Origin of the sequence: Acinetobacter sp. YH12040 (genome assembly GCF_013420005.1) — a bacterium.
Classification (GTDB): domain Bacteria; phylum Pseudomonadota; class Gammaproteobacteria; order Pseudomonadales; family Moraxellaceae; genus Acinetobacter; species Acinetobacter amyesii.
Genome location: NZ_VOZB01000003.1, coordinates 28,786 through 47,502 on the forward strand (window position 1 = coordinate 28,786; position 18,717 = coordinate 47,502).

Below are 18,717 nucleotides of genomic sequence, written 5' to 3' on the forward strand. Positions count from 1 at the left end.
TATGACGATTCAAAATAATAAACAGCCCTTATCTTTAGGTGCTGACTATGATCAAGTGGCCGCTAAGTTCCGTCCGATTTTTCAGAGAATTGCAGAGGGCGCTTTGGCGCGGGAACAAAATAGGAAACTGCCATATGATGCAATTTCATGGTTAAAACAAGCTGGATTTGGTGCGGTCCGTGTACCCGTGGCTTTTGGCGGTGAAGGGATTTCACAAAAACAGTTGTTTCAGCTGTTAATTGAATTGGCTAAGGCCGATTCTAATGTTGTACAGGCATTAAGAGGTCATTTTGCTTTCGTAGAGGACCGTTTAAATGCGCAAAAAACACAAGATCAAACGGTTTGGTTTAAGCGCTTTCTGCAAGGCGATTTGGTCGGTAATGCTTGGACAGAAATCGGAAAAGTTGAAATTGGAGATGTTGTTACCCGAGTTACTGAAAATGCGCAAGGTCAGCTAAGGGTCAATGGTCAAAAATACTATTCTACCGGAACAATCTTTGCAGATTGGATCGATCTATTCGCTTTAGATGAAACAACGAATCAACATGTTATAGCCGCAGTTTCAACACATGACGCTGGCATACAAGTATACGATGACTGGGATGGCTTTGGCCAAAAAACCACAGGCAGCGGCACACTGAATATTCAAGATGTCAGCATTGATCGTGATCATATTTTGCCGTTCGATCAGCGCTTTAAATATCAAACGGCGTTCTATCAGGTCGTGCATTTGGCAACGCTGGCAGGTATAGCACAAAATGCTGTGGACGTTTTCAGTAATGAAGTCCGTGAACGCACACGTATTTACAGCCATGGTAATGCTGATTTAGTTCGAGATGATGCACAAATTTTACAAGTGATTGGTAAGGCGTCGGCACAGTCTTATGCAGCTGAAGCAATTACACTTCGTGCAGCAGAAGCTTTGGATGTCGCATATTTAAGTCATTTTCAGTCTGATACCCAGTTGGATCAGCAAGCGAATGACCGTGCGGAGCTTGAATCCTCTAAAGGGCAAGTGGTCATATCAGAGTTGGTACTAAATTTGAGTAGTGAATTGTTTAATGCCTTGGGCGCTTCAGCAAGCTCGACAACTAAACAGTTAGATCGCTTTTGGCGTAATGCTCGTGTAGTGTCATCGCATAATCCACTTATTTATAAACAGAAAGTCATTGGTGATTGGGAGATTAATCAAACGCCGCTACCATATGTATGGCAAATTGGTAATAGTCCAGCAGTTAAGCAACCTGTCATTGCTGCTTAATTAATATCTGAAGATGTTCACTGTGGATGAAAGTAGTCCATAGTGAATTCCTCGTGAAATTATTTTTAAGTTTAAACCTTGTTTTTTTAAGATTTTAAATGACGTTGATCTGCTATATGTAGGATGCAGTTCAATTGATAATCTGTTGAGATAGTCTGGTAAAGGGCTATGTCTTGATATCTGGATGTATTGTTTTAACCAAATATGACGGCAGGTTTAACTAAAGCCTAAGGGTTAGTAAGACCATTTTTTTAATTTTAAATCACTCACAGATGGGTTTTCACCAACCTCTAATATTTGAGCTTGTTCTGCGCGCCAGTCCCCTAAAACGATACGTAGTTTTCCATGCACATCATGTATTTGGGGCCGGTGGGTATGTCCATGAATCAGTAGATCGGCATGCTCTAAAGCTTTTTCTACAGCTTCGGCATTTACATCCATGATTTCATAAGATTTAACTTGCTTGGTTTCTGTACTTTTTTTGCGGAAGCCATTGGCGATTTTTTGTCGAATGCTAAGCGGTAAGATTTTTAAGAAACCTAAAAGCAAAGGATTACGAATTACTTTACGAAACTTTTGGTAAGACACATCATCGGTGCAAAGTAAATCGCCATGTTCGAGGCGAATTTTATAGTTGCCAATGTGGAGATAATCCACGTCTTGTAATAATTGACCGTGAAATTTATCTAAAAACTTTTGACCCAATGCAAAGTCACGATTACCCACTTGGAAATAAATTTGATTTCCCAACGCAGTAAAATCTTTAAGCGCTGCAATGATTTCGTCTAACCATGGGGCAGTAAAGTCATCACCAATCCAAGCATTAAACCAATCACCTAAAATATACAGCTGGGTATTTTGAGTTTTGTATTGTTCTAACAAAGCTAAAAACCCCCGAACGAGTCGAGGGTGTTCAGGTGACAAATGTAAATCAGCGATAAACAGATAGGTCACGAATCTTTTCCTTATTCTAAAAATCCCTCCCAGCCTCCCTTTGGAAAAGGGAGGAGTTCCGACATTTATTTCATATTGAAACTCCCTCCGTTATTAAAGGGACTTGCGCAGCAATGCTACTCAGGGAGAATTTAAAAATTATTCAGAAATGATTTTAGCTGATTCGATTACAACGTTCTCTAGAGGAACGTCTGCGTGGTAGCCACGGTTACCAGTACGAACGCTTTTGATTGCGTCAACAACGTCAAGACCTTCAACTACTTTACCAAATACTGCATAGCCCCAACCTTGCGCTGTTTTACCAGTATGGTTAAGGAAGGAGTTGTTTTTAACGTTAATGAAGAATTGAGCTGAAGCAGAATGAGGTGCTTGAGTACGTGCCATAGCGATCGTACCAACATCATTGCTTAAACCGTTGTCAGCTTCGTTTTCAATAGAATCACGAGTTGTTTTTTCTTTGAAGTTTTCATCCATGCCGCCGCCTTGGATCATGAAACCATCAATAACACGGTGGAAAATCACGCCGTCATAGAAACCATCGCGAACATACTGTAAGAAGTTTTCAGCAGTTTTAGGTGCTTTTTCAGTGTTAAGCTCAAGAACAATACGACCTTTATTGGTGTTTAATTCGACTTGAGGAAAACTCATTGTGTAATCTCCTGTACATGGACATGAAAGCCATGGGTTTTTTGGTTGTGAGAAGCATAAGCAAACTGTAAACTACAAGGCAAGTAAAAACGTTACTTTCTTTGTTAAAAATAAAGAAAAGCGTTTTAATTATCCTAATTTTATCTTTATAGAAGTGATTTTATTACCATGAAGCCAAACGATGTTGTTTCATCCCTGCCTAACAATCCGACAACCAAGAACAATGCCCCTGTCGAAGCTGCGCAGCAGGAACAACAGCCAGGCTTAGATTTTGTACGTCAAGTCATTACAGATGATTTATCTGCAGGTCGTACCGAACAAGTTGTAACACGTTTTCCACCAGAGCCAAATGGCTACCTACATATTGGTCATGTAAAAGCTATTTGCCTAAACTTTGGTATTGCTCAAGAATTCGCAGGTCTATGTAACCTCCGTTTTGACGATACAAACCCGGATGCCGAAGAGCAAGAGTATGTAGACGGTATTGCCAATGACGTGAAATGGCTAGGTTTTGAGTGGAACGGCGAGCCACGTTATGCATCAAGCTATTTTGATCAGCTTTACACTTGGGCAGTTCAATTGATTGAACAAGGTGATGCTTATGTGGATTTGCAGAGCCCTGAAGAAATCAAACTAAACCGCGGTAATTTTGTGGAGCCGGGTAAAAACTCGCCGCAACGTGATGCTAGCGTAGAAGAAAACTTAGCGCGTTTTGAACAAATGCGTAATGGTGAGTTGGGAGAAGGTCAGGCAGTACTACGTGCCAAAATTGACATGACTTCACCTAACATCCATATGCGTGATCCTATTTTGTATCGTATTTTGCATTCTGAACATCACCAAACTGGTGATAAATGGAAAATGTACCCAATGTACGACTATGCGCATCCATTATCAGATGCCATTGAAGGGGTTACGCATTCACTGTGTACACTAGAGTTTGTTGATCACCGTCCATTCTATGACTGGGTTGTCGAAAAAGTTAAATCACCATCTGTACCACATCAGTATGAATCAAGCCGCCTAAATGTAGATTACACCATTACCTCTAAACGTAAATTACGTAAATTGGTTGAAGGTGGTTTTGTGAATGGTTGGGATGACCCACGTATGCCTACCGTTGTGGGTATGCGCCGTCGCGGCTTTACCCCAGAAGGTCTGCGTGACTTCTGTAAACGTGTAGGTGTAACAAAAGTTGATGGCAGTATCGTAGATGTTGCAATGCTTGAATACTGCATCCGCCAGTCTCTAGAAAATACTGCTGCTCGTGGTATGGCTGTGTTGAATCCACTCAAAGTGACTTTAACTAACTTGCCTGAAGCAATGGATTTGGTGCATGCACGTCATCCAAATGTAGACATGGGTGACCGTATCATTCCGTTGACTCAAGACATTTACATTGATCGTAAAGACTTTGAAGAAGTTGCGCCTAAAGGCTTTAAACGTCTGATTCCGGGCGGTGAAGTGCGTTTACGTCATGCGTATGTGATTAAGTGTGATGAAGTGATTAAAGACGAGAACGGTGAAGTGGTTGAATTGAAATGTTCAATCGACCCTGAAACTTTAGGTAAAAACCCTGAAGGCCGTAAAGTGAAAGGTGTTGTACATTGGGTTTCTGCAAGCAAGGGTATTGCTGCGGAAGTTCGTATCTACGACCGTTTATTCACTGAATCAGACCCTGAAGTGGGTGATGACTTCCTTGCAAACTTAAATCCAGAATCACTTAAAGTGGTTCAAGCGGTCATTGAGCCTGCATTGGCAGAAGCAAAACCTGAAGATCGTTTCCAATTTGAACGTGAAGGTTACTTTGTTGCAGATCAGTTTGATCATACAGCTGAAAAACCAGTGTTTAACCGCATCTTAGATTTGAAAGACAGTTTTAAACCGGGTAAATAAAATCTTAGTTTTTAAAGGGATTCATCTTTGAATCCCCAATAGGTTAAGATCAAGTAGGTTAAGATTAAGCTCAACTTCGGTTGGGCTTTTTTCATTGTTGAGATGGTTCATTAAGGCAGTACAGAGGGGCAATAAGTGATCATTCGAAATAAAAATAATAGCTTTAAACTTTTATTTGCATGGCATGGCACGATACTCCCAAAAGTCATGCCTGCTTTAGCGGTCGTGGTGAGTTTGTCTGCGATTTTGGTGTATCTAAGCGCTGCACACTACCTGAATACGCCCGAAGTTCCAGCCATCGGGTTTACTATCTTTGGGGTAATTCTGTCGATTTTTTTGAGCTTTCGAAATACTGCCTGTTATGACCGTTGGTGGGAAGGGCGCAAGCTTTGGGGCTCATTGATTGCCAATACACGCCACATGATTCGGGATAGTCATGTCCTTGAAGATGAGCAAAGAACCGTGTTGATGTACCGCATCATGCTGTTTTGCAATTTGTTACGTGATCGCTTACGCTATGAATCACAAGATATTGCACATTTTAAAGACGGCGTAGCTTTGACGGATCAGCAATGGCAGCAATGCCGAGACAATATCAATGCACCACAGTATTTACTTGAAATTATTCAAAAAGATTTAGTCAAAACTTATAGAAAAGGCCAGATTACAGATATTATTTACAGCACGCTTACACGTCATACTGTAGCAATGGGCGATATCCATGCAGGCTGTGACCGTATCATGACCACACCATTGCCATTTTCATATTCGGTGCTTTTACATCGCGCGGTGTATTCATTTTGCCTGATTTTGCCATTTAGCCTAGAGGCCAGTTTAGGGATTTGGACACCTGTTATTGTGGCTTTGATTGCATATTTATTTTTAGGTTTGGATGCGTTAAGCGCAGAGCTGGAAGAGCCTTTTGGCTTGCAGGAAAATGATTTGCCGCTGGACTCGATTGTACGCAATATTGAGCGTGAAATGTTTAGCAGCCTAGAAGTTGAACTTCCGCCGCTGATTAAGACATTTAACAGTAACTTAAGATAAGTTCTTGGCCTAATTTTTAGATAAATTGGGCGATACGTACCAAGCATACTGATGCTGAAAATAATCGTCCAAGTGTCGCATAAAAGCCTGTACTTTAGGCGGAACAAAATGTCGATGCGGAATTACCACATAGATTGCAGTACTTTGAACAGGGATCTTGGGTAGAACTTGGATGAGCTGGCCAGATTGTAAATCTTCATCCACATGCCAGATGGAGTGGTTTGAGATGCCTAAACCTGCAAGTGCTGCTTGGCGTACGCCTTCACCTGAGTTGATATGAACTTGTCCTGAAACAGGTATATTTATGTTGTGTTGATCTTGGACGAATGTCCAAAGCTGCGAAACACCCTTAGGGTATTTCTGTAAAATGCATTGGTGTATAGAGAGCTCTTCTAGGGAGTGAGGTTCGCCATGTTGTTCGATATAGCTAGGCGAGGCACACAAAATACTACGGTTTAAGCTGAGCGGTTTAGCAATCAGTGATGAGTCTTCTAACTGTCCAATACGTATCGCAACGTCGATACCTGCGGAGACCAAATCTAAATTTTGATCGGTCTGTTCAATATCCAAAGTCAATGTTGGATGCAACTTGGCAAAGGCTGCAAATACTGGCCCCATGATACGATTTCCAAAAACTTCTGAACAGGTGATTTTTAATGTGCCACTGAGTTGTTGTGGTTCAGGCTGAAATTGGCTCAGGAGAGAATTAAATTGTTCGAATAAGGGAAAACCTTGCTGCAATAAAACAGCACCTTCCTGTGTTAAATGTAGCTGCCGTGTAGTGCGATGAAATAAGCGCAGCCCTAAACTTTGTTCAAGTCTGTGTAGACGGCTACTAGCGACAGAAACAGAGAGATTGGCTTCTTTGGCGGCTTGACTGATTGAACCCAGTGCCGCCATTCGTGTAAATTAAGTCGAAATCTTCAGTTAGCATTATCAATATAATCAAGAAAGTCTTTCTCGATATTCAGGGTTTTTCTGATAAATATCTGTGCCTATTCTGTGTATAAATCAAACACAGGAAATATCTATGAACTATCACAATCTAGGACAATCTGGCTTACAAGTATCAGAGTTTGGCTTTGGTGCAGGTACATTTGGCGGGCAAGGCCCAATTTTCTCTGCATGGGGGCAAGCGAGCTTAAATGATGCTCAGCGCATGATTGATCTCTGTATTGATCAAGGCGTGAATTATTTCGATACCGCAGATGCTTATTCAAATGGTGCCTCTGAGCAGATGCTCGGTGCATTACTTCAATCAAAACGCCAAGAGGTGATTATTTCCAGCAAAGTGGGTATCCGATTGAATGATGGAATCAATCAAGGTGGATATTCTAGAAGCTATTTAATTCAAGCCGTGGAGGCGAGTTTAAAGCGGTTAGGCACAGATTATATCGATGTGCTGCAGCTGCATCAGTTTGATAGCACGACGCCACTTGAGCAGCTGATGCGCAGTTTAGATGACTTGGTACGTAGTGGAAAAGTTCGCTATATCGGTGCATCGAATTTTTCAGGCTGGCAGCTTATGAAAGCACAGTCGATTGCCCAACAGCATGGCTATGAAAAGCTAAGTGTGCATCAAGTCTATTATTCTTTGATTGGACGTGACTATGAATGGGAGTTGATGCCTGCGCAGCATGATCAACACATTGGTGCAGTAGTTTGGAGTCCGTTGGGCTGGGGGAGATTAACAGGAAAATTTGATCGTGAGCATGCGATTCCAAAGCAAAGCCGGCTGCATGAAACAGCACAATTCGCACCGCCAGTTCAACACGAGAAGTTATATGCGGTGTTAGATGTAATGCAAGAAATAGCCATGGAAACAGGGCACTCTATCCCGCAGATTGCATTGAATTGGCTGAAAACCAGACCGACAGTTTCTAGTATTTTGATAGGCGCACGTAATGAACAGCAACTGTTGGATAACCTTGCGGCGAAGGAATGGTCATTAAGCGTAGAGCAGTTAGCCCGATTAGACGCAGTCAGTGCAGTGTACCCACCTTATCCATACTATCCCTATTGGAATGGGCAATTTACAGAGAAGAATCCCACGCTAGTGACATCAGCATTTATTACAGAACATACAGCATAATAGGGCAATAACAATTCAGTGGTAGGCAATGATCAGTTCTCTGTGCTATCACTGAATAAAATTAAAATATGAAGGAATGCTGATGAGTGTCGTGATTGAAACCCAGATGTTAATTCGTAAGTCCATCAATATCGTATTTAATGCTTTTGTTGATCCTTTAATAACACAGCATTTTTGGTTTAGTGCATCGAGTGGCTATCTAGAAGAAGGTAAAACCGTGCAATGGACTTGGCAGAAATATAATGCAGTCGCCGATGTAGACGTGCTGAGTATTAAGGAAAACCAATTAATTCAAATACAGTGGGGAGAACCAAAAACTCAAGTCGATTTTATTTTTGAGCAGATTAGCCCGATGGAAACCTACGTTCGTATCAAAAATTCAAAGATTCCTCTGCAAGGTCAGGCATTGATTGATTTTATTATTGATAGTACAGGGGGTTTTACAACGGTTTTGGATGCAGCCAAAATTTATTTAGAACATGGCCTGCAAAGCAATTTGGTTGAAGATAAATTTCCACCTTTTAGCAATGCGAACTTTTAGCAATGTGAAGAGTGACCAAAATTAAGCATGACCTCTGATACGCCGTAAGGAAAAGCTTGTGTATTAGCGCAGGATTTCTAAGCAATGTGCTGATGTATAGAAATTTGATAAAGCCACAGTTCAACGATGCTGCAGTGAATTAACGATTCTTATGTTCTTCACGCTTTAAATAGGTATAAACCGGCATTTGCATTTTGGCTTTTTCGCGCAGTTTCTTTTTGATATAGAACACCAGTGCAAAGCAAGTGGTGGTCACGGTCAGCATCATACTGCTCATAAAACTCATCAGAGAACTGACATAGCCAATCGTGGTGAGTCGGTTCATCATACGGAATACTTGTGGACTACTTTCAACACCAGTAATGGCCCATGTGCATAAGTGTTCACAGTTATTAATAATCAGATGATAGTTGTTTTCATGCATGCGAGAGCGCATACGACGCACCACTTTACGACCTTTAAATTTTGGATTGCTATATGACTGAACGATAATTTTTTTGCCGTGGCTGAATTTTTCGATCGAAGTCATTTCAATTGGATGTTTTTTGAAAAGGTGTGCAAAACCAGAGTAGTGAATGACTCTACCGCGGCCGGCATATATGCCATGATGGCTATAACCGAAGTGTTTAACAATCAGATGTGTTCCAAGAGGAAAACCATCTTTCTGCACGTGCATGAATTTACCAGTCCTACTTTAAATCCGAATTATTTTTAAAGATTAGTCTACTTTTAATCTGTGAATTAATCGACTATTTTAGCGATGATTTAGCTAAAATTTGTTCGATTTTTAACGTGCACTATGGATAGGGTCATGCTTGGTCTTCAATCAACCTCAATGTTTAAAAAAATGCGCTTTATGATGCTGCTCGGTCTGATTTTCTCACCGACTATTTCCTATGCCAATATTCAAGCGAAACGTGTCAGTCAGCCCATTGCAGTGGATGTGGTTGAAATTTCGGATCTGAGTCAACTAAAGCTCTATTTATATGATGCAGAGCAGCAGCCATATCGAGACCTACAGCGTTTAAAGCAGTCATTAGCGCGTAAGTGTAATACGATGAACTTCGCAATGAATGCAGGGATGTATCATGCAGACTTAGCGCCTGTTGGTCTTTACGTTGAAAATGGGCTGCAGAAAAAAGCCTTGAATCGTGCAACACGAGGCTTTGGTAATTTTTTAATTCAGCCGAATGGTGTTCTGGCATGGAATGACAAGCAAGCGGTGATATTAACTACACAAAAATATGCTTCCACAGATTTTAAGGCACGTTATGCAACGCAGTCAGGTCCAATGCTGGTGGTAGATGGAAAAATCAATCCAAACTTTATCCCACAGTCAGATTCATTGAAAATCCGCAATGGCGTGGGGATCAAGAACGGGAAGTTGTATTTTGTGATCAGTCGTGAAGGCGTGTCGTTTTATGCATTTGCACAATATTTTAAGCAGCAATTATCGATTAACAATGCCTTGTATTTAGATGGATCTGTGTCTAGTGCAGATATTCAAGCATTGAATAGACATGATTCAAGTTTGAAACCTTTAGGGCCAATTGTAGCGTATACAACAGCATCTCAATGCAAACAATAAAAGCCCGAATAATCGGGTTTCATCTGTACAGTGTTTAGATTGATAGAAACTACTGTTTATTTGCCGACTAAACCTAAAAAGGTACTTTGGGTTTGGCACATTTGAATGGCTTGTTCTTTAGATTGTTTTTTAATACTTTCTTCAAACTGTTTTTTCTGTTCTTTGATTTGTTCTTCGTTTAAGCCCATTTGTTTCGACAAGGCTTCGAGTTTATCCCAGGATTCTTCGCATTCTTTGGGGATTTGGCTACAAGCACTTAGACTAAGTATACAGCAGGTAACAAGGCAATTTGTTAATTTATTCATGTGCATTCCTTTAGTTTTTATATCAATGCTGTTTAGAGGTCATCTGCCTCTAATTTAGTGCAATATTAGGTTTTATTGTCGTGTGTTTAAAAATTAGACATCACTGAGTTGCCTTGGAGCATAGCATAAAAGCTGTAAATAGCGATGTGGCCAATCCACAAAACCTGATCTGTAAATAAGCGGCATATTTTTGATTAGACTAAAAATGAAAAAGGCACTCTGTAAAACAGAATGCCTTGTTTGAACATTGAATGTTCAGACTCTACTGTAGAGGTAGATGTTGGATTTCATTTAATTCCTTACGGCTATAACCGCGCGAAGCGAGTACTTTTTTGATACCGAGGATAACATCTTCATCCGTTGCCTTTGTAAGAGCAGCAATAAGCTGTTCATTGGTTTTACAAGAGCAATCATTTTCAACACAGGCAATTTGATTCTTATGCCCGTTTTGCTGTTCTGTAGCGAACAACTTATGCCAAAAACTCATAGAGCCTTCATTTGCGACCTAACATAGGACGAAATATAACCAATCCGATAAATAAAGCAAGACTACTAAAGTGATATTTTAGCCAGTTGAATGATCATTTTTTCGATTGGACTTTTAGAATCTTTGCCTAATTGATATAAAAAGGCATCCATTGCACTGCATGTGGCGAGAAAATAAAGCTTTTTTAGCATATAAAAAAGGAGCTTTTAGAAAGCTCCTTTTATGACAACAACATGACTTGAAATAATTTGTTTAAATCTTCTCAAGAAACACACCAGACTCTACATGGTGTGTATAAGGGAATTGATCAAACAAGGCAAATTTACTGATTTTATGCGTTTGTGAAAGCAGTTTAAGATTGTCATGTAAAGTATCTGGGTTGCATGAAATATAGATAATGCGTTCAAAACGTTGCAACAGTTTTAGTGTTTCATCATCGATACCTGCACGCGGTGGATCGACAAATACCGTATCGAAGTTATAGCTTGAAATTTCAATCTCAGCTTCTTCAAGGCGGCGGAATGTACGTTCAGCATTGTAGGCTTGGGTAAACTCTTCAGCTGAAAGACGAGCCACTTGGATATTATCAATACCATTTTGCTCAATATTCCACTGCGCGGCATAAACTGAAGACTTGGCTAATTCGGTTGCCAAAACGCGATTAAAGCGTGTTGAAAGAGGCAGCGTGAAATTACCATTACCACAGTAGAGCTCAAGTAAGTCTTTGTCTGAGTGATCCGCAACCTGACACGCCCATTCCAGCATTTTTTGACATACGCCGGCATTTGGCTGTGTGAAGCTACTTTCAATTTGTTTATACTGATATTTGCGGTCAAATACTTGGAGTTCTTCAACCACATAGTCATCAGTTAAAATCACGCGCTGACCACGACTACGACCATAAATCTTGATATTGAGCTTTGCAGACAGCGCTTTGGCAGCAACTTCCCATTCAGCATTGAGTGGGCAGCGGTAAACCAATGAAACCAGCATTTCACCTTTCAGCGTTGCTAAGAAATGAACTTCAAATAATCGGCTAGATAAGATCTCTTGTGCCTTGAGTTCATTTAATAATACGGGCATTAAATCATTAATGCTTTTATCTGCAATCGGGAAATCTTTAATTTCGACAACTTGTTTTTCATTGTCTGCATTGCGTTCAAACATTGCATAGAACATATCATTTTCAGTATGCCAAATTCGGAATTCCGCTCGCATACGAAAGTTTTGTTCAGCAGAAGGAAAAACTTCTAAAGAGGGAGGGTTGTATTCTGAAAATTGAGCCGTAATGCGGGCAACTTTGGCATCAAGTTGTTGCTGATAAGTTGAAGTCATATGCAGTAAAAAATCGCAAACATATTAAAAAAAGTCATGTTAGCAAAATTCACCTTATAAGACTAAATTAATTCCACTTTTGGCTGTATTTATCTGTCGAGAAAATGAGTCTGAATGCGCTAAACAGAATATTTATCTAGGGGTAGTTAAAAAACGCTCAATCTTTATGGAACATTCATAAAGATTGAGCTAAGTGAGGAACTGATTAGTTGGAGTTCATTCCCATGTTTAATTCATCGTCATTAAGCTGGCATTACCACCGGCTGCCGCTGTATTGACACTGATTGCACGCTCAATCACGAAACGCTCTACAGGGATGTCATATTGGCCTGAAGCTAAATGCGTAATGCCAATAATTGCACCTTCACGAGAAGCGATAACCTGTTGAATCTTTAATAACTCAGCTTGTTCACCATGGTGTAAAACCGCATCAAAATTGCCATGATAAAGATCCGTGATCACTTTAAATTGGTCCACGAGGATTTTTGGCATGCTATTTAAGTGTTTCAACACAAAAGTATTGTCTGCAAGTACGACGGGCTGACTACCCACCGATAAAATCGCAGCAATTTGATTCAGTTGATCTGCATCATTATTGGCTAGTGAAAGTACACCTTTACGTGCCAAAATGGCATATTGGTTGTTTTCACCAGTAGGGCCTTGCAGTTCAAAACTTTGTCCTGCGGCTATGGCCTGCGGTGCTTGAATGGCAATGCCTGCAAAATGTTGCTTCGCCCAAGCGTTAAAAGCTTCATATGCAGGGAAGTGTGCAGCTTGTGTTTCTGCCTGAGCAGCATAAGGTGTAGCCAGTTTTTTCTCAGAAACTTGATGCATTAAACGGTAAAGATATAAAGGACCGCCAGCTTTTGGACCTGTACCTGATAAGCCTTCGCCACCAAAAGGTTGTACACCGACCACAGCACCTACAATATTACGGTTAATGTACAAGTTGCCGACTTCTGCATGACCGATGACTTTTTGAATCGTGTCATCAATACGTGTATGCAAGCCCATGGTTAAACCATAACCTTTGGCATTAATTTGTGTTAATAGGTTTTCAATCTCACCATATTTGTAGGTAATTAAATGCAATACTGGCCCAAAAACTTCGCGTTCTAAATCATTTAAATTTGGCAGTTCAATCAAAGTTGGTGCAACGAAAGTTCCCGTACTTAAGGCATTGCTATCAGCATTAAACATGATTTGATGTACTGGATAGCCTTTGCTACGCATCTTCTCAATATGTTTTTCAATATTTTGCTGTGCTTCAAGGTCGATCACTGGGCCAATGTCAGTTGCTAAAAGTGCAGGATTTCCGACACGAAGTTGCTTCATCGCACCTTGTAACATGGTACGGACAACGTCCACATTATCTTCTTGTACACAGAGAATACGTAGGGCAGAACAGCGTTGACCTGCACTGTCATAGGCAGAGTTAACGACATCCAATACCACTTGTTCTGTCAATGCTGATGAGTCAACAATCATGGCATTTTGACCGCCAGTTTCAGCAATCAATACCACGCTTTCGCCAAATTGGTTTAAGCGCTGTGCCACGGTTTTTTGCAAGATACGTGCGACTTCCGTTGAGCCAGTAAACATGATGCCTTGGACACGTGAGTCCGCGCTGAGTTTGGCACCAATGGTTTCGCCACGGCCAGGAAGGAGTTGCAATACATCGAAGGGAACACCTGCTTCCCATAAAATATGTACAGCTTGAGCAGCAATCAGTGGCGTTTGTTCAGCAGGCTTGGCAATCACGGTATTACCTGTAACCAAGGCCGCCGCAATTTGACCTGTGAAAATAGCAAGCGGGAAGTTCCATGGGCTAATGCACAGCACAGTGCCAAGAGGTTCAATTTGCGTATTTTCTGCTAGATCAATCATTTGAGCTGCATAATAACGTAGGAAATCTACAGCTTCACGGACTTCAGCAATAGCATTGGCATAAGTTTTACCACTTTCACGTGACAACAACACCATGAGAGATTGCAATTGTGCTTCCATTAAATCTGCCGCACGGTTTAAGCATGCTGCACGCTGATCTTTGTCTAAAGTTTTCCATGAAGCTTGGGCATTTACAGCATTATTGAGAGCGATTTCCGCTTGCTCTAGACTAGCTTCACTGACACTGCCGACCACATCACTACGGTTTGCAGGGTTTGTAATGTTGATACTTGCAGTATGAATTTCTTCTAAATTAGCGCCCATTGCACTAGCATGCCACTGGGTATGTGCATGCTGTACTGCCGTGGTGTTGAGCTGAGATAAGTCGCGATCATTGGCTAAATCGAGTCCTTTTGAGTTGCGACGTTCTGTGCCATACAAATCTTGCGGAAATGGGATAGAAGGATGCTTAGCGCCAATGATACCTTCTTTTTCAGCCGTCGCTAATATCGTCTGTCTTGGATTTTCAATTAAATCTTCAATTTTTAAGTTTTTATCTGCAATACGGTTGACGAAAGAGGTATTCGCACCATTTTCCAGTAAACGTCGAACCAAATAGGCCAATAAGGTTTCATGGTTACCCACTGGTGCATAAATACGACACGGCACCCCCAGTTTGTTGTCAGACTTCGAACCGACCACTTGTTCATAGAGGGGTTCACCCATGCCGTGCAGGCACTGGAATTCATACTGGCCTGGATAGTAAAGCTCTGGCTGTGCTAATTGGTAGATCGTAGCAACAGTTTGCGCATTGTGTGTTGCAAACTGAGGATAAATTTGCTCAGGTGCTGCCAAGAGTTTTTTAGCACATGCAATATAAGATAGGTCGGTATGAACTTTGCGCGTAAATACAGGATAGTCACTCATACCTTCAATTTGCGCTTTCTTAATTTCGCTGTCCCAGTATGCACCTTTCACTAAGCGGATCATTAAACGTTTTTGGCTACGCTTAGCGAGGTCAATAATATGGTCGACCACATAGAAACAGCGTTTTTGGTAGGCTTGAATCACAAATCCAATACCTTTCCAGTCCGCTAATTTAGGCTCAAAACATAGGCGCTCAAGTAGTTCCAAAGAAATTTCAAGGCGGTCAGTTTCTTCAGCATCAATGTTTAGACCAATATTGTAATGCTTGGCTAATACAGCAAGTTCAAGCACTTTGCCATAAAGTTCGTTATGTACACGGTCGATCTGTGAGCGTTGGTAGCGTGGGTGTAGGGCAGATAATTTGATTGAAATACCTGCACCGTTATAAACATCCTTACCTTCAGAAGCTTGTCCAATCGCGTGGATCGCATCGGTATAGTCTTGATAATAACGTTCTGCATCAGGTTCAGTTAATGCTGCTTCACCCAACATGTCATATGAATAGCGGAAGCCTTTATCTTCTAAAATTTCTGCATGTTTAAGCGCTTCATTGATGGTTTCGCCTGTAACAAACTGTTCGCCCATCATACGCATAGCCACGTCGACAGCTTTACGGATAATGCCACGACCACTGCGTGCTAAAATACCGGTGAGTAGGGTAGACAGACTTTTTTGTTGAGGGGTTTCCATCAGTTTGCCTGTCAGCATTAATCCCCAAGCAGCAGCATTAACGAACATGAGGCTACTTTGGCCAACATGATCTTTCCAGTTACCTTGGTTGATTTTATCTTTGATCAGTAAATCACGTGTTGCTTTGTCTGGAATACGGAGTAGCGCTTCAGCTAAACACATGAGCGCGATGCCTTCCTGAGAAGACAATGAAAACTCTTGTAGCAAGCCTTGCACAATGCCTGCTTTACCTGTACCGCTTTTACGTTCACGTAATGAGTGGGCTAAGTCAAAAGCCAATTGTTGAATTTGATCGCTGATCGGGGAAGGGATTTCACTGTGTGCTAATAAGTTATCAATACACTCAGTTTCAGCACGACGCCATGCTGTATTAATCGATTGTTCAAAGCTATTCTTGTCTTTAAATTCAGTGATGTAGTCATCGCTTCCCGTGACTTCAAATACTTTTCCATTCATGTTTCAATTTTCCGTGTCAAAGTTCTATGACGAGCAAATAAATCTTGAGCTTGATCCTTTATTTAATTTATCATCACAGAATATTTAGCGAATAACTCACTATAGTTTTAATAATATTTAGAGAAAAATTCAGATGACTAGCCCATATTTGAGCTTAGACCGTATAGATATTCGAATTTTAGAGCTGTTGCAAGAAGACGGAAAATTATCCAATATTAAGCTTGCAGAAATGGTGAATTTATCACCGACTGCGGCGTTGGCACGTGTGCAAAAATTATCGAAAGAAGGCTTTATTTTAGGCTATGAAGCACGTTTAAATCCGGTCTTACTCAACAATGGATTTGTGGTTTTTGTGGAGATTTTACTAGATAAAACTACGCCCAATGTATTGGAAGATTTTTCGGATGCAGTACGTCAAATTCCAGAAATCGTAGAATGTCACATGATCAGCGGTGGTTTTGATTTTGTGGTGAAAATACGCTGTGCAAATATGGAAGAGTTTAGAAAAATTTCAGGGCAGGTGCTTTGGCAATTACCTGGTATCAAGGAAACGCGTAGTTATCCTGTGATGGAGGTGATCAAAGAAAGTATGCAAATTAAACTGAAACCTGCGGCTAGGCCGAAGTAGCTAATCATCAATAATCGAGTATAAAAAAAGGGGCATTTAGCCCCTTTTTAGTGTCAAAAATTTTAGATTTCAGACATTTCTTTTTGATATTGCGCTTCGGCTTTTTCAAAGCGTTCAACCACATCCGCCTCTGGTGCTTTGCCCAATAAGCTCACGACAACGATACTGATTGCAGAGAAAATAAAGCCTGGAATGATTTCGTATAAACCAAGGTGGCCTAAGTAGTTTTTCCACACGATGACAGTCACAGCACCTACGATCATGCCAATGATTGCTCCGTTAAGCGTCATACGTTTCCAAAGCAATGAAAGAATAATCAGTGGGCCAAATGCAGCACCGAAACCTGCCCATGCATAAGCCACTAAGCCTAAAACTTTACTTGCAGGGTTCATTGCAAAGGTGATTGCAAATACGGCAATTGCCAAGACCATCGCACGTCCAATCCAAACCAATTCTTTTTGCGATGCATTTTTACGAATAAATCCTTTGTACAAATCTTCCGTCAAGGTGGTTGAGCAAACCAATAACTGACAGCTAAGTGTGCTCATCACCGCAGCTAAAATTGCGGCTAAAATAATCCCAGCAATCCACGGATTGAATAGAATTTTAGTCAACTCCATAAATACCGTTTCAGGGTTGGCATTAACGACACTTGCCAGTTCTGGGTGGACTTGGAAGTAAGCAATACCGATATAACCCACTGCTACAGCACCGCCTAGACACAGGATCATCCATGTCATACCAATGCGTCGTGCATTCGGAATGGATTTAACAGAATCGGCTGCCATAAAGCGAACCAAAATATGCGGCTGACCAAAATAGCCTAAGCCCCATGCCATGCTGGATAAAATCGCAACCGTACTTAAACCTTCAAATAAATTAGAAGCTTGCGGACGAGCTGTTTCCAAAATAGCAGCAAGATTTTGACTGTTATCACCTAAAGCAAGGTAGGCGATGATCGGTGTGATCAGCAGTGCAAAGATCATCAGACCCGCTTGGAAAGTATCGGTCCAACTGATCGCTAAGAATCCACCAATACAGACATAGCTGATGGTTGCAATTGCACCAATCCACAGTGCTGTTGTGTAGTTCCAACCGAATAAACTTTCGAAAAGTCGTGCGCCAGCCACCATGCCAGAAGCACAGTAAATCGCAAAGAACACTAAAATCACTACAGCTGAAATGATACGTAAAATCTTTTTACGGTCTGCAAAACGGCTCGTGAAATAATCGGGCAGGGTCAGGGCATTATTTTGATATTCGGTATGAACACGCAAGCGACCAGCAACGATCAACCAGTTCAACCAAGCACCGATAATTAAGCCGATTGCAATCCAAGCTTCAGAAAGACCAGATAGATAAATTGCACCAGGGAGACCCATGAGTAGCCAACCACTCATGTCGGATGCACCTGCTGAAAGTGCGGTCACAACACTTCCTAAACTTCGTCCACCTAAAATGTATTCGTCAAAGTTATGCGTAGCTTTGTAGGCATACAAACCAATGGCAAGCATTGCAAGAATATAAAAAATAAAGGTGACTAATGTCGGGTTTAAATGGCTCATAGGCGGTTCGTCCTTAATGAAAGCAAATCATCTCTGTCCTAGATGAAAATTTGTACTTCTGTCGTAAGTCGCAGATTCAAGCACGATTTAAAAATTACACTCTGTAACCTTTAAGCATATTTTATGTATGTTTTGCGTAAATGATATTTTTTCTTATTACAAATCGAATTTTTTATTGTGCTGCTGAAATGTTGTACAGAAGGGAATTTAAATTTTGAAATGTAAATCTACTTAAGACTTTTCATCACAAAAAGAGAACTAATGAAATTAGGTAAAAATTACACAATGTTACATATTGAACAAGAAATGTGCATTTGAAATATTTGGTTGCAAATGTGCATCACATCATCTGTAGTGAGATGATTTGAACAGGTCGAATATGAGGTATGCACAGTCTTGGTGCGTAATTA

The 18,717-nt window shown here is 40.9% G+C and carries 15 protein-coding genes and 1 pseudogene; 7 read left to right on the plus strand and 9 right to left on the minus strand.

What is annotated here, in order from left to right:
* The first annotated feature begins 1 nt into the window (after position 1).
* Positions 2-1,261 carry an acyl-CoA dehydrogenase family protein gene (locus FTT99_RS03450; protein WP_180130187.1) on the plus strand — a complete coding sequence of 420 codons (1,260 nt, stop codon included), beginning with the start codon at positions 2-4 and terminating at the stop codon, positions 1,259-1,261.
* 234 nt (positions 1,262-1,495) lie between these two features.
* Here FTT99_RS03450 and FTT99_RS03455 read toward each other — a convergent pair whose 3' ends face one another.
* A complete protein-coding gene (locus tag FTT99_RS03455; protein ID WP_180130190.1) occupies positions 1,496-2,215 on the minus strand; it encodes a UDP-2,3-diacylglucosamine diphosphatase in 720 nt (239 codons plus the stop codon).
* 138 nt (positions 2,216-2,353) lie between these two features.
* On the minus strand, positions 2,354-2,863 hold the full coding sequence (locus tag FTT99_RS03460; RefSeq protein ID WP_078193500.1) for a peptidylprolyl isomerase: 510 nt from the start codon (positions 2,861-2,863) through the stop codon (positions 2,354-2,356).
* A gap of 168 nt (positions 2,864-3,031) precedes the next feature.
* On the opposite strand from FTT99_RS03460, the gene FTT99_RS03465 reads away from it, so the two are divergent.
* Together FTT99_RS03465 and FTT99_RS03470 are read left to right on the plus strand one after the other, a co-directional pair.
* On the plus strand, positions 3,032-4,759 hold the full coding sequence (locus FTT99_RS03465; RefSeq protein ID WP_180023785.1) for a glutamine--tRNA ligase/YqeY domain fusion protein: 1,728 nt from the start codon (positions 3,032-3,034) through the stop codon (positions 4,757-4,759).
* A 135-nt stretch (positions 4,760-4,894) separates the two neighbouring features.
* On the plus strand, positions 4,895-5,806 hold the full coding sequence (locus FTT99_RS03470; protein WP_180130192.1) for a bestrophin family protein: 912 nt from the start codon (positions 4,895-4,897) through the stop codon (positions 5,804-5,806).
* A gap of 9 nt (positions 5,807-5,815) precedes the next feature.
* Here FTT99_RS03470 and FTT99_RS03475 read toward each other — a convergent pair.
* Positions 5,816-6,740 (minus strand): annotated as a pseudogene (locus tag FTT99_RS03475) (LysR family transcriptional regulator).
* 96 nt (positions 6,741-6,836) lie between these two features.
* On the opposite strand from FTT99_RS03475, the gene FTT99_RS03480 reads away from it, so the two are divergent.
* Positions 6,837-7,898 (plus strand): aldo/keto reductase, encoded by a 1,062-nt coding sequence (locus FTT99_RS03480; protein ID WP_180130194.1) that lies wholly within the window; start codon positions 6,837-6,839, stop codon positions 7,896-7,898.
* A gap of 82 nt (positions 7,899-7,980) precedes the next feature.
* Positions 7,981-8,439, plus strand: a complete 459-nt coding sequence (locus tag FTT99_RS03485) for an SRPBCC domain-containing protein (protein WP_373684565.1) — start codon at positions 7,981-7,983, stop codon at positions 8,437-8,439.
* Between the two features lie 139 nt (positions 8,440-8,578).
* Here the strand turns inward: FTT99_RS03485 and FTT99_RS03490 are convergent, their stop codons facing one another.
* On the minus strand, positions 8,579-9,115 hold the full coding sequence (locus FTT99_RS03490; protein ID WP_078193494.1) for a lecithin retinol acyltransferase family protein: 537 nt from the start codon (positions 9,113-9,115) through the stop codon (positions 8,579-8,581).
* 135 nt (positions 9,116-9,250) lie between these two features.
* Here FTT99_RS03490 and FTT99_RS03495 point away from each other — a divergent pair, with 135 nt between their 5' ends.
* On the plus strand, positions 9,251-10,027 hold the full coding sequence (locus FTT99_RS03495) for a phosphodiester glycosidase family protein (RefSeq protein ID WP_257229270.1): 777 nt from the start codon (positions 9,251-9,253) through the stop codon (positions 10,025-10,027).
* 56 nt (positions 10,028-10,083) lie between these two features.
* On the opposite strand, the gene FTT99_RS03500 is transcribed toward FTT99_RS03495, so the two are convergent.
* From FTT99_RS03500 to putA, 4 genes are all read right to left on the minus strand, one after another.
* Positions 10,084-10,332, minus strand: a complete 249-nt coding sequence (locus tag FTT99_RS03500; protein WP_180010125.1) for a hypothetical protein — start codon at positions 10,330-10,332, stop codon at positions 10,084-10,086.
* 262 nt (positions 10,333-10,594) lie between these two features.
* Positions 10,595-10,819: a hypothetical protein gene (locus tag FTT99_RS03505; protein ID WP_078193492.1), complete on the minus strand. Its 225-nt coding sequence runs from the start codon at positions 10,817-10,819 to the stop codon at positions 10,595-10,597.
* Between the two features lie 252 nt (positions 10,820-11,071).
* Positions 11,072-12,154 carry a tRNA (uridine(54)-C5)-methyltransferase TrmA gene (gene trmA, locus FTT99_RS03510; RefSeq protein WP_180160234.1) on the minus strand — a complete coding sequence of 361 codons (1,083 nt, stop codon included), beginning with the start codon at positions 12,152-12,154 and terminating at the stop codon, positions 11,072-11,074.
* A gap of 228 nt (positions 12,155-12,382) precedes the next feature.
* Positions 12,383-16,114 (minus strand): trifunctional transcriptional regulator/proline dehydrogenase/L-glutamate gamma-semialdehyde dehydrogenase, encoded by a 3,732-nt coding sequence (putA, locus tag FTT99_RS03515; protein ID WP_180161225.1) that lies wholly within the window; start codon positions 16,112-16,114, stop codon positions 12,383-12,385.
* Positions 16,115-16,247: 133 nt separating this feature from the next.
* Here putA and FTT99_RS03520 point away from each other — a divergent pair, with 133 nt between their 5' ends.
* A complete protein-coding gene (locus FTT99_RS03520; RefSeq protein WP_078188676.1) occupies positions 16,248-16,742 on the plus strand; it encodes an Lrp/AsnC ligand binding domain-containing protein in 495 nt (164 codons plus the stop codon).
* A gap of 62 nt (positions 16,743-16,804) precedes the next feature.
* Here FTT99_RS03520 and putP read toward each other — a convergent pair whose 3' ends face one another.
* A complete protein-coding gene (gene putP / locus FTT99_RS03525; protein ID WP_180161227.1) occupies positions 16,805-18,307 on the minus strand; it encodes a sodium/proline symporter PutP in 1,503 nt (500 codons plus the stop codon).
* Positions 18,308-18,717: the final 410 nt, after the last annotated feature.